Annotated in this window: 14 protein-coding genes and 1 pseudogene; 8 read left to right on the forward strand and 7 right to left on the reverse strand. The window is 30.1% G+C overall.

Annotation, left to right across the window (positions count from 1 at the left end):
- Positions 1–114 precede the first annotated feature (114 nt).
- Together cls and C1I91_RS15340 are read right to left on the reverse strand one after the other, a co-directional pair.
- Entirely contained in the window at positions 115–1,563 is a 1,449-nt protein-coding gene (cls, locus tag C1I91_RS15335) for a cardiolipin synthase (protein ID WP_128213638.1), read from the reverse strand.
- Between the two features lie 104 nt (positions 1,564–1,667).
- Positions 1,668–2,201, reverse strand: a complete 534-nt coding sequence (locus tag C1I91_RS15340; protein WP_128213639.1) for a TetR/AcrR family transcriptional regulator — start codon at positions 2,199–2,201, stop codon at positions 1,668–1,670.
- A gap of 170 nt (positions 2,202–2,371) precedes the next feature.
- Here C1I91_RS15340 and C1I91_RS15345 point away from each other — a divergent pair, with 170 nt between their 5' ends.
- Positions 2,372–3,115, forward strand: coding sequence for a DUF429 domain-containing protein (locus C1I91_RS15345; RefSeq protein ID WP_128213640.1), 744 nt, complete (start codon positions 2,372–2,374; stop codon positions 3,113–3,115).
- Between the two features lie 408 nt (positions 3,116–3,523).
- Entirely contained in the window at positions 3,524–4,180 is a 657-nt protein-coding gene (locus C1I91_RS15350; RefSeq protein WP_128213641.1) for a carboxylesterase family protein, read from the forward strand.
- Between the two features lie 13 nt (positions 4,181–4,193).
- On the opposite strand, the pseudogene C1I91_RS29590 reads toward C1I91_RS15350, so the two are convergent.
- Positions 4,194–4,541, reverse strand: a pseudogene (locus tag C1I91_RS29590) (DUF3784 domain-containing protein).
- Between the two features lie 609 nt (positions 4,542–5,150).
- On the opposite strand from C1I91_RS29590, the gene C1I91_RS15360 reads away from it, so the two are divergent.
- From C1I91_RS15360 to C1I91_RS15370, 3 genes are all read left to right on the forward strand, one after another.
- Positions 5,151–5,981 (forward strand): PHP domain-containing protein, encoded by an 831-nt coding sequence (locus C1I91_RS15360; protein ID WP_128213642.1) that lies wholly within the window; start codon positions 5,151–5,153, stop codon positions 5,979–5,981.
- A gap of 12 nt (positions 5,982–5,993) precedes the next feature.
- The gene (locus C1I91_RS15365; RefSeq protein ID WP_128213643.1) at positions 5,994–7,187 is read left to right on the forward strand and encodes a pyridoxal phosphate-dependent aminotransferase; all 1,194 of its coding nucleotides are present in this window, start codon (positions 5,994–5,996) and stop codon (positions 7,185–7,187) included.
- A gap of 91 nt (positions 7,188–7,278) precedes the next feature.
- Positions 7,279–7,539 carry an HPr family phosphocarrier protein gene (locus tag C1I91_RS15370; RefSeq protein ID WP_128213644.1) on the forward strand — a complete coding sequence of 87 codons (261 nt, stop codon included), beginning with the start codon at positions 7,279–7,281 and terminating at the stop codon, positions 7,537–7,539.
- Between the two features lie 485 nt (positions 7,540–8,024).
- Here the strand turns inward: C1I91_RS15370 and C1I91_RS15375 are convergent, their stop codons facing one another.
- A complete protein-coding gene (locus tag C1I91_RS15375; protein ID WP_128213645.1) occupies positions 8,025–8,246 on the reverse strand; it encodes a DUF378 domain-containing protein in 222 nt (73 codons plus the stop codon).
- 143 nt (positions 8,247–8,389) lie between these two features.
- On the opposite strand from C1I91_RS15375, the gene purB reads away from it, so the two are divergent.
- A complete protein-coding gene (gene purB, locus C1I91_RS15380) occupies positions 8,390–9,820 on the forward strand; it encodes an adenylosuccinate lyase (RefSeq protein WP_128213646.1) in 1,431 nt (476 codons plus the stop codon).
- Positions 9,821–10,728: 908 nt separating this feature from the next.
- On the forward strand, positions 10,729–11,733 hold the full coding sequence (locus C1I91_RS15385) for a tyrosine recombinase XerC (protein ID WP_128213647.1): 1,005 nt from the start codon (positions 10,729–10,731) through the stop codon (positions 11,731–11,733).
- A gap of 238 nt (positions 11,734–11,971) precedes the next feature.
- On the opposite strand, the gene C1I91_RS15390 is transcribed toward C1I91_RS15385, so the two are convergent.
- On the reverse strand, positions 11,972–12,352 hold the full coding sequence (locus tag C1I91_RS15390) for a hypothetical protein (protein WP_128213648.1): 381 nt from the start codon (positions 12,350–12,352) through the stop codon (positions 11,972–11,974).
- Between the two features lie 323 nt (positions 12,353–12,675).
- On the opposite strand from C1I91_RS15390, the gene lexA reads away from it, so the two are divergent.
- The gene (gene lexA, locus C1I91_RS15395; protein WP_128213649.1) at positions 12,676–13,278 is read left to right on the forward strand and encodes a transcriptional repressor LexA; all 603 of its coding nucleotides are present in this window, start codon (positions 12,676–12,678) and stop codon (positions 13,276–13,278) included.
- A 411-nt stretch (positions 13,279–13,689) separates the two neighbouring features.
- Here lexA and C1I91_RS15400 read toward each other — a convergent pair whose 3' ends face one another.
- Both C1I91_RS15400 and hfq read right to left on the reverse strand, forming a co-directional pair.
- Positions 13,690–14,970 (reverse strand): methionine gamma-lyase family protein, encoded by a 1,281-nt coding sequence (locus C1I91_RS15400; RefSeq protein WP_128213650.1) that lies wholly within the window; start codon positions 14,968–14,970, stop codon positions 13,690–13,692.
- 89 nt (positions 14,971–15,059) lie between these two features.
- Positions 15,060–15,305 carry an RNA chaperone Hfq gene (gene hfq, locus C1I91_RS15405; RefSeq protein WP_128213651.1) on the reverse strand — a complete coding sequence of 82 codons (246 nt, stop codon included), beginning with the start codon at positions 15,303–15,305 and terminating at the stop codon, positions 15,060–15,062.
- Between the last annotated feature and the right edge of the window lie 37 nt (positions 15,306–15,342).

Genomic DNA, 15,342 nt, shown 5'->3' on the forward strand with positions numbered 1-15,342 from the left:
TTTTATTTTATGTTCATTAACAGCACTTCTTTAATTATGCATTCAAAGTCTATGCTTAAAATTTTTTAAGATTTTGAAATGCTTTCTATTAAGATTTATTAGTTCTAAATATAGCTATAGCATAGGAGAAAATAATCTACATAGATTTTCTTGAAGCTTTATGTAAAGCTTTCTCTTGTCGTAGACCTCTTTTGTAACAAACTCAGAGATTTTTCTGTCTTTTTCAAAGATTTGATTACATTTATATGAGAACTCATTATCATATATAAAGGTGTTTACCTCGAAGTTATAAGAAAAACTCCTCACGTCCATATTAGCTGTTCCTATAGAAGCTACCTTGCCATCAATCACAAGCATTTTTGAATGTAGGAAGCCGGGATACAAATAAACTTCACCTCCGTATTGGAGTATATCCTTTATATATGAAGTAGTAGCTCTATATACTAATAGCTTGTCGTATATTTTAGGCAGCATGATTTTCACATCTACACCGGATAGGATAGCTATTTGCAGTGCTTCTATAAAAGAATCATCTGGTATAAAATATGGAGTTTGTATATAAATAGTCTTTTTAGCAGAGGCTATCATTTTGATATAAGCCTTCTTTATATGATCGCCATTAACATCAGGTCCACTAGAAATAACCTGAGCACCAATTGAGCCTTTACATTTAACTTTAGGAAAGAACTTGTTCAATGTAGAGATATCTGTTTCTCTTTCGCTGTCAGAAGCATAGGACCAATCCATCAAAAATCTTTCTTGAAGAGTATATACGGAAGTTCCTGTTATCCTGAGGTGAGTGTCTCTCCAAGGCTTAATGCGACTATCTAAGCCTAAATATTCATCTCCTATATTCATACCACCTGTATAGGCTATCTTTCCGTCTATTATTGCTATCTTACGATGATTTCTGTAGTTTACTCTAGTATAAGTACCAATCTTTATTGGAGAAAATCTATATACCTCTCCACCACACTTTATTAGCTTTTTAAACATTGTATGTGGAGTGAGTATACTTCCTACATGGTCATAAAGTACTCTAACTTCAACGCCTTCACTTGCTTTTTTAGTAAGAAGGTCAACCACTGTATTTCCTAACTTGTCATTGTTAATTATGTAATACAATATATTAATAGTTTCTTTAGCAGCTCTTATATCTTCTAATAAAGCCTTGAACTTATCCTCACCCTTAGTGTAAATCTGTATATCATTATCAGAAGAATAATAGCTATTGGCGCCATTAGCATTCATTTTAATAATATCTTCGTATGGGATAAGCTCCTTATCAATGTAGTTTTTGTTATCGTATTTTAGAAGATAATTTTCTTTGTGAAGTCTTTCTTTATATAGTATGTCCAATTTCTTTTTAAGAGCAAAGGTTCTTTTTTGATTTGGTCTTAAATTTCTCCCAAGAATAGGATAAAATATGAAGCCCAATACCGGTATGAAAGTAAGGATTAGAATCCATGAAAGAGCAGTTGAGGTTTTCTTTCTCTCCACAAAGAGGATAGTTATAATAGTAATGGAGTTTAATACATATATGGTACCTAAAAACCAGGACATCTGAATAGCACCTCTTAATTGCTTTAGTATACCGAATATAGTTAAAGTATAGAAAATTAGCTGATTTGTAAAACCTGTACTGAGTAGATATAATGGAACATATTTTAATAGCATTCTTTTACCAAGGTTATAAGTCTTTCAACTAGTTTAGACTTCTGGCATTCATCAAGCACATCTAATCCTAATAGATTTGAAAATGCTATACCATCACAAGCAAAGCTAATAATAAGTGCCAGCACTGGATCTTTAGTTTTATTAATTTTATCTACCCACTGTTTTCTTTTGTCTAGTACAGGTTGAAGCAAGTTTTGATTTGATGCAACTGCAGCTAGAAGTCCATACATTGTATTTGTGTCTATTTTAGATTGGTTGTATTGTTCCTGTATATAAGATATAAGCCAGTTACTGTTTTTACTTTCATCAACATCATCACTTTGTATCCTTGTTTCAAATAAATCTACGTATTTTTCAATAAGTCCTTTTATTAAACTTTCTTTATTAGAGTAGTAGTGAAGAAGTCCACCTTTACTTATACCAGCTTCTTTAGCCACCTCATCTAAAGTGAAAGAGTTTAATCCTTTTTCCTCAATAACTTTATTTGCCGAGTAAAGAATCTTTTCTTTTATAGAAATAGTCATAAACTTTATGTCTCCTTTTAATATCTTATTCACATACCGACTGGACGGTATTATAATATTATCAAAAAGCAAATTTGATGTCAATAAAACCAATATGTTGACAGATGATCAATAACATATGAATAATAGCTTTATGATGACATATATAATATATAGCTAAGGAGATTACAATGGAAAATAATAAGCTTGGTTTTCTAGGAATAGATGGATGTAAAGGCGGCTATGTAGCTGTTTATATAACAGAAGAGGCTTTTGAAATAAAAGTATTTGAAACTATTGAAGAATTATGTTTAACCTATATAGATAGTAAGGTAATGCTTATAGACATGCCTATAGGATTACCTGAAAGTGTTGAAGACATAAGACCAGAGAGTGACGCTAGAAAGATTTTAAAATCAAGAGCTTCATGTATTTTTAATGTACCTTGTAGACAGGCCTTATATGAGACAGACTACTCAAGAGCAAATGAAATGAATAAATTAATTTTAGGCAAAGGGTTAAGTAAACAGTCCTATGGAATATTTCCTAAGATAAGAGATGTAGATCAATTTTTATCAAAGCATCCTGACTTTAAAAATAGAATGCTAGAAAGTCATCCTGAAATATGTTTTTCTATGTTGAATTGTTATGAAAGAACTCCTAGAGTAATAATAGAAAACAAAAAAACAATTGAAGGGTTTGAAAAGAGGATAGCCATACTTAGTAAGTACTATAAACATACAGAAGAGATTAGTAAGGAGATTGATTCTAATAAGAAGTTTAGAGCAATTAGGGATGATATAATAGATGCTTTATGTCTTGCGGTAACAGGTAAAGTTAGTTATGAGCCCAGTCTAAAAAGCATCCCTGAGAATCCTTCTATGGATAAAAGAGGTTTGTATATGCAGATGGTATATGCTTATGGAGATTATTAGAACTTATATGGAAAGAAGAGTGTCTTAAAGTAGGTGACTAATACTATTTCTAGTATCTATATGTATGTATTAAAAAAATGTTGCTACGAGTTTATTGGATACATAACAATAAAGTTTATAAGATGCTTAATATTAATTTCATAAACATCTACTTTTGAATTATTAAAATCTTAATATTATCCAAATCTTAATAACAACATTTTTTAAATACATTCCCTTAGGCATTGAAATCTAATGTGTATAGACCTTAGAAGCTTGACTTTTAAATATACCTATTAAGATATAACTAAGGGTTATTAGCCCGCATTTTTAGCTATAGGTAAATCGCAGTTAGTGATAAAATAATGTTATAAATATAAAATGCTATATTTTAGAAGCTGTAGAATTTAACAAATAGAAAGGATTATTATGAGTTATTCAGATCACAAACTTGAAAAAACTATAAATATCTCATTAGATTACTTAATATATAAGCCTGCAAGCTATGATGAAAATAAAAAATGGCCACTTATACTTTCTCTTCATGGATCAGGAGAACGAAACAAAGATATTGAAACTGTAAAACAATATGGGATACATAAGATACTTAGAGAAAATGAAGATCTACCATTTTTAGTAGTATCTCCTCACTGCCCAAAGGATGAAAGCTGGGAAATGCAGTTTAAGTTTTTAAGGGAACTTCTAGATATAGTGCAGAAGAATTACAGCATAGATAGTGAAAGAATATATCTAACAGGGTACAGTATGGGAGGATACGGTACTTGGAACTTTGCTATAACCAATCCAGAACTATTTGCTGCTATAGCTCCAATCTGTGGTGGAGCTATTTCACTTAAGAAAGCTGTTAGATACTTGAAAGACACTCCTATATGGGTAGCTCATGGCGATAGTGATACTATAGTAGACTTTGAGGAAAGTAAAAGAATAGTAGATAGCTTAAAGGATTGTAATAAAAACCTCATCTTCAAGGTTTATAAAAATTGCGATCATGAAGTTTGCACAAAAGCCTATGAAGACCCAGAGCTTTTTCCTTGGCTATTAAAACAAAGAAAGAGAAGAGGCTAGTGGTATGTAAGTACTAATCTCTTCTCTTATACTGCTCTTTATAAAACTTTTCTTTATCTTTTTCTGTTTTAAAAACAGAAATGAATACAAATACGATTATGATTAATGCTACGGGTATAGTTGCATATAATGGATGTATTTTTCCGAAATCCGTACTAATATAAGCTAGAAGTATTGCTAAAAATATGTCTGCAATTAGTAATTCATAACCTGCATTTCTACAAAGTTTTTTCTCATCGTATTTTTATTTTTCTTCTTTGCTTAATGTGTTATAGCCTGCCAGCAAAATGCCTCCTTTTCCGCTAATGAGAATTAACGAAAGTACTGTAAGAACAGCAAGCATTATTATTCCTAGTATCATTATATAATCCCTCCTTTAACCTTAAAGTATTATAGTGAAGCTAGTATGTATAAGAATGTAAAATAAAGAGATAGATTTATTACCATTTTTATACTTATTATATTCATATTGTAACTATGCTTTTACATTTTATCAAGCATTGTTAAAGAGTTACTATACCGAAATTTAAATCTTATTATTTTTAAAATCACATTTTTTATCAACTTACCGATATTTATAAATTAATAGTTGAAGTTGGATACCTAAGCGGTATAAGCACGATATCAAATATATTTTTAATTCTTCTCTGACTTCTGTTTGAAGAAGTTAAAAATCTAAATTTTATTTCTAAGCGTCACGATAATATATACATATTCCATGTAAAGGACTTAGCGTTAATCCTCTAGAAACCGCTCTATCACTATATATTTATATGATTATATAAATATATACTTATATAAATTTTAAATTATATAAATATTTATTTTTATAGATGGATAGCTAATATTATATTAGAATAGAATATATAGAACAGCACATAAGAATAATTATCAATGTACATCGGATTATTTACTTTTATAATTAATAATGTTATATTTTAATATATAATATGGAAATAAGGTGCATAAGATGAAATATGCTGATTTACATATACATTCAAATTTTTCTGATGGAACATTAAGCCCTTCAGAAATACTTCGTATAGCAGAATCTAAGGATATAAATACTATATCTATCACTGATCACGACTCGATAAAATCTCAGTTTATTCTTAACGGTTGCCAGTCCTCTGTTAATATAATTAACGGTGTAGAAATAAGCAATACTTATGAGGATCTAGAATTGCATATATTAGGCTATTTTGTAGATATTAATAATTCCATGCTTAACGAAATTATGTTAAAGCTGGGCGAAGCAAGAATGGATAGGATTAGAGAGATTATTAAGAGGCTAAATTCTCTAGGTGTGGATGTTAGTATGGAAGATATTCAATGTTCTTGTATAGATACTACTGGAAGAGCGCATCTTGCCAATATACTTGTAGAAAAAGGCTATGCTGACACATATAAAATGGCTTTTAACAATTATCTTATTAAAGGAAAGCCTGCATATGTAGAAAGATATAAGCTAAGTTACAAGGAAACCTTAGGTTTAATTAGAGATGCTGGTGGTATACCGGTGCTTGCTCATCCTGGAAAAATATACAGAGGCATGGATATGGAAAGAATAATTAAAAGATTAAAAGACTATGGTCTTTGTGGTGTAGAGGTTTTTCACCCTGGTCATTCTAAAGAACAAATTAATAAATGCTATAATCTTTGCAAAAAATATAAGCTTTTAATCACCGGTGGTAGTGATTGCCACGGAGTATGCTGCAATGAGGACAAAAACCTTATTGGGGAATTTGGCATAGATAAAGCTTATTTAGATAATATTATTAGATTTTATAATAAATTATAAAGGTGGGGTATCATGACATTATCAAGAAAAATAGAAGCATTAACTCCTTCTATTACACTATCAGTTACAGCAAAGGCAAATGAAATGAAGAAAGCTGGAATAAACGTTATAAGTTTTGCAGCAGGAGAACCAGACTTTAATACACCTCAAAATATTATTGATGCAGCTGTTGAGGCGATGAAAAAAGGTTACACTAAATATACACCGGCATCAGGACTTATTGATTTAAAGAAGGCAGTATGCGAAAAATTTCTTCGTGATAATAATCTTACTTATTCTACGTCACAAGTAATAATCTCTAATGGGGCAAAGCAATGTCTAGGAAATTTATTTCTTGCATTATTAAATCCAGGAGAAGAGGTTATTGTTCCTACTCCATATTGGGTTAGCTATCCAGAACTTATAAAGATAGCAGATGGCGTTCCTGTTTTTGTTGAATGTAAAGAAGAAAATGATTTTAAATATACCATAGATGAGCTAAACAAGGTGTTAACTAATAAAACAAAAGCAATTTTACTTAATTCCCCTAACAATCCTACAGGAACTATTTATTCAAAAGAAGAATTAATAGAAATAGCTAATTTTGCTAAAGAACACAATCTATACATAGTATCAGACGAAATATATGAAAAGTTAATTTATGATGGAAATGAACATGTTAGCATAGCTGCTTTATCAGAAGATGCATTCAATAGAACTATAGTAATAAACGGTGTTTCTAAAACATATTCTATGACAGGCTGGAGAATAGGATACGCTGCAGGACCAGAAAATGTGATTAAGCTTATGTCTAGTATTCAAAGTCACATGACTTCAAATCCAAATACTATAGCACAGCATGCTACAATAGAAGCTCTTAATACTGAAGAAGCTGTAGTAAAAGATATGGCTACAGAATTTGAGAGAAGAAGAAATTTCATGGCAGAAAAATTAAACGAAATAGAAAATATAAAAATAATTAACCCAAGCGGCGCTTTTTATGTTATGGTAAACATATCATATTATTTAAATAAGAAATTTGGTGAAACTATTATTGAGGACTCGATAAAGTTTTCAGAAATTCTCTTGGAAGATGGCGCTGTTGCTACTGTTCCGGGGATGGCTTTTGGACTTGATGACTATATTAGGTTATCTTATGCAACATCTACAGATAACATTGAAGAGGGAATAAAGAGATTAAAATCCTTCTTAAATAAACTAAAATAACCAACTTGTCCAAAACTTATTGAAATTTTGTCCAAAACTTATTATAATATAATAGTTAATGATATAAAATATGAATAAAGAGGTGGATATAATGGTAACTAAAGAAGTATTAGTTAAAAATTCAACTGGTTTACATGCTAGACCAGCAACATTATTAGTAAAGAAGGCATCATCATTTAAATCTGATATTAGCATTGAATTCAATGGGAAGAAAGCTAATGTTAAGAGTTTAATAGGAGTTCTTTCTTTAGGTGTTACTAAAGATGCTAACATAAAAGTTATAGCTTCTGGAGACGACGAAACTTTAGCAGCAGAAGAAATTGTTAAGTTAGTTGAAAGCTTAGAAGAATAATATGAAAAAGGTTCCGTTAGGAGCCTTTTTTATATTTTTAATTACTTTTTATGTATCAGCCTTTTCTCATACATATGAGTAAAAACTGGCAGAATAAAGAGTTTGTTTTTTTCTGTATATTCGAATACTTTATTTATAGTCTTTATTTAGATAGATTTAGTTATAAAAGAAGTATATTTTTTACAGCAAAAAATCGCTAATAGAATACTATCGGCGATTTTTATGTTTTATAATTACATGCATAACTTGATTTTTTCGTGATGTAACCCAATAGGTTCCAACTTAAACTACTAATTTATAAGTGCCCTAAAATCGCCAGAAACCGCAATTTTATAACAAGTATAAAATGAGTTTTCATAAAGGATTCCTATAATATATATTTTCAAGCATCTTGGACATACTAAGGATGTTTGAAAATGGATTCGTATTATTATCTTTAGTGGAGCAGAGTGGATAGCTAGTCCAAAGTCTACTCATAGTTATGTTCAGAAGCTCTTTTTAAAATCTGTTTTGCTTTTAAGTATTACATATACAAGATTTATTGCTGCTGCGAAAACTAGTATATATATGATTCTTTCAACTATACAGTTACCGAAGGAGATAAACTTAACAAGATTAAAGTTAAGTAACCCTATCAGTCCCCAGTTAAGAGCTCCTATAATTACTAATAAAAAGCTGAGTTTATCGATTATACTAAGCTTGTACACAATATTCAACTCCCATCATATTAAATTCCCACTGTATATATATTAAAATAATTAATAAAATATACCTGTAAAATATGAAAAAATATGATATAATACGAATGATGACTCTATATTTTTACATTTTATTCGTAGGAGGATGAAGAATGAGAAATTTGTATAGCACACCTTTGAATTCAAGATATGCGTCAAAAGAGATGTCTTACTTGTTTTCTGATGACATGAAATTTTCAACTTGGAGAAAGCTTTGGGTTGCATTAGCAGAGTGCGAAAGGGAATTAGGATTAAATATAACTGAGGAACAAATTAATGAGCTTAAAGAGCACATATACGATATTAACTATGATGATGCCATAGCAAAAGAAAAAGAAGTAAGACATGATGTAATGAGTCATGTTTATGCCTATGGATTACAATGTCCAAGTGCAAAGGGTATAATACATTTAGGTGCAACAAGTTGTTATGTTGGAGATAACACTGACATAATAATAATGAAGGAAGCTTTATTATTAGTTAAGAAAAAGCTTATAAATGTAATTAATCATTTAGGAAATTTTGCTGATAAATATAAAGATCTACCTACATTAGGTTTTACACATTTCCAACCAGCTCAGTTAACAACAGTAGGGAAGAGAGCTACACTTTGGATTCAGGATCTATTAATCGATCTTGAGAACTTAGATTTTGTAATTGAGAAATTAAAGTTAAGAGGGGTTAAAGGAACAACTGGTACTCAGGCTAGCTTTATGGCTTTATTTAATGGAGATGAAGAAAAAGTAAAAGAATTGGATAAGATTGTAGCTGAAAGAATGGGATATAAGAGCAGTTATGCTGTTACAGGCCAAACATACCCAAGAAAAGTAGACTCTATAGTTCTTAATACTTTATCTGAAATAGCTCAAAGTGCTTATAAGTTTAGTAATGATTTGAGACTTCTTCAAAGCATGAAAGAAGTTGAAGAGCCATTTGAAAAGAATCAGATAGGATCTTCAGCTATGGCTTACAAGAGAAATCCTATGCGTTCTGAAAGAATGGGAGCTTTAGCTAGATATATCATCGTTGACGCTTTAAATCCAGCTATTACAGCTTCTACTCAATGGTTTGAAAGAACCTTAGATGATTCTGCAAACAAGAGAATATCAGTAGCAGAAGCTTTCTTAGCTTTAGATGGTGTATTAAATCTTTACATAAATATTGCTGAAAATATGGTTGTTTATGATAAGGTAATAGCTGCGCATGTATCTAACGAGTTACCTTTTATGGCTACAGAGAATATAATGATGGAAGCTGTAAAAAGGGGAGCAGACAGACAAGAAATGCATGAAAAGATCAGAGTTCACTCTATGGATGCAGCTAGAAGAGTAAAAGAAGAAGGACTTAATAATGATCTTATAGAAAGAATTGCTTCTGACGGAGGTTTCTTATTATCTAAGGAAGAAGTTTACAACGTAATTGATCCAAGTAAGTTTGTAGGAAGAGCTCCAGGCCAAGTGGTAGAGTTCTTGAAAAACGAAGTTGCTCCGGTTTTAGAAACTAACAAAGATTTGTTAGGTGTAGAAGCTCAAATAAGTGTATAAATTACATTATAAGTATTATGTAAGCAAAAAACATAAGAGATGTGAAAACATCTCTTATTTTCATTTATATTACATTACTTAACATAATGTTTAATATGTAAAACTATAATCTTTAATTGTATACAATTTATAATTGAAAGAATTTTATGTAATGATTTTGGTGTTTAGTAAAAGGTAGTTTTTTATTATTCATTATAAATATATGCAGTTATTTATATTATTACTGTATTTATAATAAATAAGTTATAGATCCTAAGTTTATTAGTTGAAACTAGTATATAGGAATGTATTTAAAAAATGTTGGTGGTAAATTTATCTGTTAGATATATATTTATATATAAAGGCATATCTAGAAATTCTATATCTGTAGCAACATTTGTTTAATACATGCAAATATGCACCTAGATATATAATAATTTATGATCTGGAGATATAAACCAAAAAACTAATAAAAACCTGAAAATCAGAATTGATTTGTAGTGATCAATCAATTTTTAAAGCATATCGATTTATACAAAAATATTATTTTTAATAATATATAAACATGCAAATAGATGTTTTAAAAATTTTCCGTAGAATTTTTTTGCCAAAATTGATTTTGTTGAAAAGTTAAATTTAGTTGGCTGTAAATTATAAAATCAATTTTTGAAAACACAAATGGAATTTTAAAATGTGAATTTAGAGATATTAATTAAAGAAACAGCTTAAAAACAGAAAAATATACAAATAAGAGCGCAAAATGAGTTTTTTCTTATAAAAAAGCTAGATTTATGATAAAAATACACTAAAAATACCGAAAATTAATTTCGCTAAATGCTAATTTAGCGAAATTACAGTACAGATTTAATAAAATATATGGTATAATTTAATAAGAACTTATGATTAATGGTTTTTAAGGAGAATTTTCAATGAAATACGATATAAAAGCAATTCAAGAAAATAATAATTTACCACCATCAGTTATTGATTTTATAAATTATTTAGAAACTATAAAAGGTAAATCAGAAAGAACAATTGAAGGATATAAATTCGATTTAACGGTATTTTTTAGATTTTTAAAGGTTTATAAAGGTTTGTGCAGTTCAAATGTAGAATTTGAAGAAATTCTGCTATCAGACATAGATGAAACTTTCATAAGAAATATAAAGCTAACAGATCTATATGCCTTTATGAGTTTTGTTGAAAAACAAAGAGAAAATGGAACTTATGCCAGAGCTAGAAAGGTTGCTGCATTGAAGTCTTATTTTAAGTTTATTTCTACTAAGGCAAAGATAATCACCGAAGATCCTACCATAGAGCTTGAAACCCCTAAGATAAGTAAAAGGCATCCGGTATACTTAACCTTGGATCAAAGTATAAACTTATTAAATTCCCTGGATAAGAAAAACAAAAACTATCTAAGAGATTATTGCATACTAACTTTATTCTTAAACTGCGGCTTAAGACTATCAGAGCTTTGTAATATACAAATAGATAAGATCAAGAATGATATACTTACTATTATAGGTAAAGGAAATAAAGAAAGAACAGTTTATCTTAACGAAGCTTCTTTAGATTCAATAAATAGATATCTTCAGGTAAGAGATGCTTCAAAGTGCGACGGTGAAAACAAAAAGTTTCTTTTTCTTTCTTCAAGAAACAAAAAAATAGATAAAAGAACTGTAGAGATACTAGTAAAGAAACATATAACAAACAGCGGATTAACTGAAGCTAAATACACACCTCATAAACTTAGGCACACCGCTGCTACCCTCATGTATAAATACGGCAATGTAGATATAAGAAGCCTTCAGCAAATTCTTGGCCACGAAAGCGTTTCTACTACACAAATTTATACACATATAGATGATGAAAGCCTAAGAGAAGCTGTGAAATCAAACCCATTATCGCAGATTAATAAATATAATAAGTAATATATATCATAAATGCTTTTATGCATTTAGATATTAAACTTCTCTAATATTAGAATTTTACTTTTCACTATATATAACAGTGTTTTATTGTTAGCTAGATATAGTTTAAAATTTAAATCCAACTACTCTAATATCATGATAAAGCAAAAGCACTAAAAATATAATTCTTCAGTGCTTTTGCTTTGTTATCTTCAGAACCTATTTAAATATAGTGAAGTATGTAAAAATAGCAGCTCCACTACTCTCTTCTTCTGATTTTTATAAGTCCTGGGTAAACTTCTTCAGTCAACTTCTGAATACTTTCAGTATCATCTAATATATCTTGCAAATCATCTATGTATTCTATATGATCCCAGGCATCTTCATAATCTTCTTCTTCATATATAACTTCGCTGTCTTCAGAATCTTCGTATAGGTCTACCCCATCATCACTTTCGTCATCAAGCTCTATTAATTCATCTTCTACAAAATCATTTTCATCTACGTTTCTAGCAATGTCTTCAATCTTTATAGCTCTAAGATCAACACCTTCATTTTCTAGGCATTTACCGCAATTGTCGCATATTTTATTAGGAAAAATATCGCATAATTCATCATTTAAAACTTCATTATTATTCATACTTTCTCTCCTATCTGCAAAATGCAAATTAAGTTTACTCATAATGTACACTACTCCGCTTTTAACCTGTTGTCAATACATCCGTACATATATGTTAAGAGTATATAAATGCACTACTTTTATATTAGAATGTATATCTTCAATGCATTCCATAAAAATCAAGGAGTTTTGAAGATAATTATTAAATATAATTGTTACACCTTTATATACAATAAACAATTATATCAAACCTTAGCAATAATATCAACAAAATGAGAACGTTAGTTTGATAAGTGACAATATATGTGATATAATCATATTAATTAGATTGAGAGGTGTAAGTTATGCTTGAAAATAATAAACAAACAGAGATATATGAGTTCTTAAAAAATTATACTGAAAACAAAGGATACCCACCTTCAGTAAGAGAAATTTGTGAAGCTGTTTCATTAAAATCCACATCTACTGTTCATGGCCATCTTAAGAGATTAGAGAAAAAAGGCTTGATAAAGAGAGATCCTACCAAACCAAGAGCTCTAGAGATAGCTGAACTGTCAATGCCTAAGAAGGAAATGGTTCACATACCAATAGTAGGTAAAGTTACTGCAGGTATGCCCATACTTGCTACAGAAAATATAGAAGATGTATTTCCTATTCCAATCGAATATATAAAGCACGATAATGAGCTATTTGCTCTAAAAGTAAGTGGAAATAGTATGATTGAGGTTGGTATTGAAGATGGAGATCTTGCAATAATAGAACAATGTAATCATGCTAACAATGGAGAAATAGTTGTAGCTTTAATAGAAACAGAAGCTACTATAAAAAGATTCTTTAAAGAAAAAGATCACATAAGATTACAACCTGAGAATAAGACTATGGAACCTATTATAGTTGATGATTGTGCTGTATTAGGACGTTTAGTTGGCTTATTTAGATCTTATTAAGATTACATAATATTTATTATATAAAGCTTTGATACTTCTTTCTTAATTTGATTTAAGATATTTTTAGGTATTGAGAGAATATTAATAGATAGAAGTTTCGTTATAAAATCATATATCCAATGATATAAGCAATCTAATATTGATTATTATACAAAGGAACGGTATACCGTTCCTTTGTGCTGTTTATTTATGGTTATAAATTCTGTTATAGAATGAAAATTTCAAACGATTCGATTCTCAGTACATGGACTTATTTTTATTTTGAGTATTTTATTTAATATATATCTTTCATGGAGAGCGGAATAAAAAATAAGCATAAAAATCATATCACCAGTCAGATTTTTCTCATATACATTAGAAAGGCAGATGCGCAAAAAAGCCTCACTGAATAACGCTTCAGTGAGGTTTTTGTTACCCTATATTAGACAAAGCTATAAGTATTCCTATCTTTGCATGATCAAAAGTAAGTCCGCCTTGTAAATATGCTATATAAGGCTCTCTTATTGGAGCATCTGCAGACAATTCTATTGACGATCCTTGTATAAACGCTCCTGCTGCCATTATAACTTGATCGTTATAGCCAGGCATATCCCATGGTTCGCATTCTACAAAGGAATCTATAGGAGAACCTTTTTGAATTCCCTTACAGAAGTTTATTAGCTTTTCGGCATTGTTAAACTTAATAGCCTGAATTATATCGCTTCTCTTTTCATTAAACTTAGGAAGAACTTCGTATCCTGCAAGTTCCATGATTCTAGCACAGAAAACAGCACCTTTAACAGCTTCTATAGCTACGTGTGGAGCTAAGAACAAACCTTGGAACAACTGTCTCATTACTCCAAAAGTAGAACCGCACTCTCCCCCTATTCCTGGAATAGTAAGTCTAAAGGCCGCTTGCTCTACATATTCGCTCTTTCCGGCGATATAACCACCAGTAGGAGCTATTCCACCACCTATATTCTTAATTAAAGAACCTGCGATTATGTCAGCGCCAACATCAGTTGGTTCTATAGTATCTATGAATTCTCCGTAGCAGTTGTCCACAAAAACTATAACATCATTTCTGATAGATTTTACAAATTTTATAGCTTCTCCAAGCTCTGATACTGCAAAAGAGTTTCTCCAACCGTATCCTGTACTTCTTTGCATATGTACTACTTTTACCTTGCTGTCTTCTTTTAATGCCTTTCCTATAGCATCAAAATCAAACTTTCCAGCAGAAGTAAGATCTATTTGAGTATAATTCACCCCATATTCCTTTAAAGAGCCTATGTTTTCATTGCCGCTAATACCTATGATATTATGTAAAGTATCGTATGGCTTTCCACTTACAGTTAGAAGTGTGTCGTTAGGTCTAAGGTTACCAAATAACGCTGCTCCGATAGCGTGGGTACCATTTACGAAGTGTGGTCTAACTAAAGCACTTTCTGTATTGAATACTCTTGCATAAACCTTGTCAAGAGCATCTCTTCCTATATCACCATAGCCATAACCTGATGAGTTAGTAAAGTGGTTATCGCTTATTCTTTCTTCTTGAAGAGCGTTTAGAACCTTAAGCTGATTGTATTCTCTTATCTTGTCATACATAGCAAATTGCTCTTTAACATCTTCTATAGCTTTCTCATATAAACTAAGAGTATTCTCATTTATATTATAACTTTTTCTTAAAAATTCTTTTGTAATATCAAACATACATTAACCTCCAAATTTATCCTACGGAACAAAAAGATTTTATCATATAAAGAAAAATAAGGCAAACTTTAATGTTTGCCTATGCTAATCTATATATTTTCATCAACCTGTGGAGTATTGAATAGTATTGGCTTTGCTGGGGTTACTGTAGTTATTGCGTGCTTATAAACTAACATTTGCTTTCCATCAGAATCTAGAACAACAGTAAAGCTATCAAACCCTTTTACAAATCCCTTCAATTGGAATCCATTAACTAAATGTATTATAACTAAAATCTTATTCTTTCTTGCGCCGTTTAAAAATATATCCTGCAAATTATTTGTTGACTTATTCATAACCGTAACCTCCAAATTCTCTTAATCATATATATTA

Origin of the sequence: Clostridium manihotivorum, from assembly GCF_004015185.1 — a bacterium.
In the GTDB taxonomy this organism is placed as follows: Bacteria; Bacillota; Clostridia; order Clostridiales; family Clostridiaceae; genus Clostridium_AR; species Clostridium_AR manihotivorum.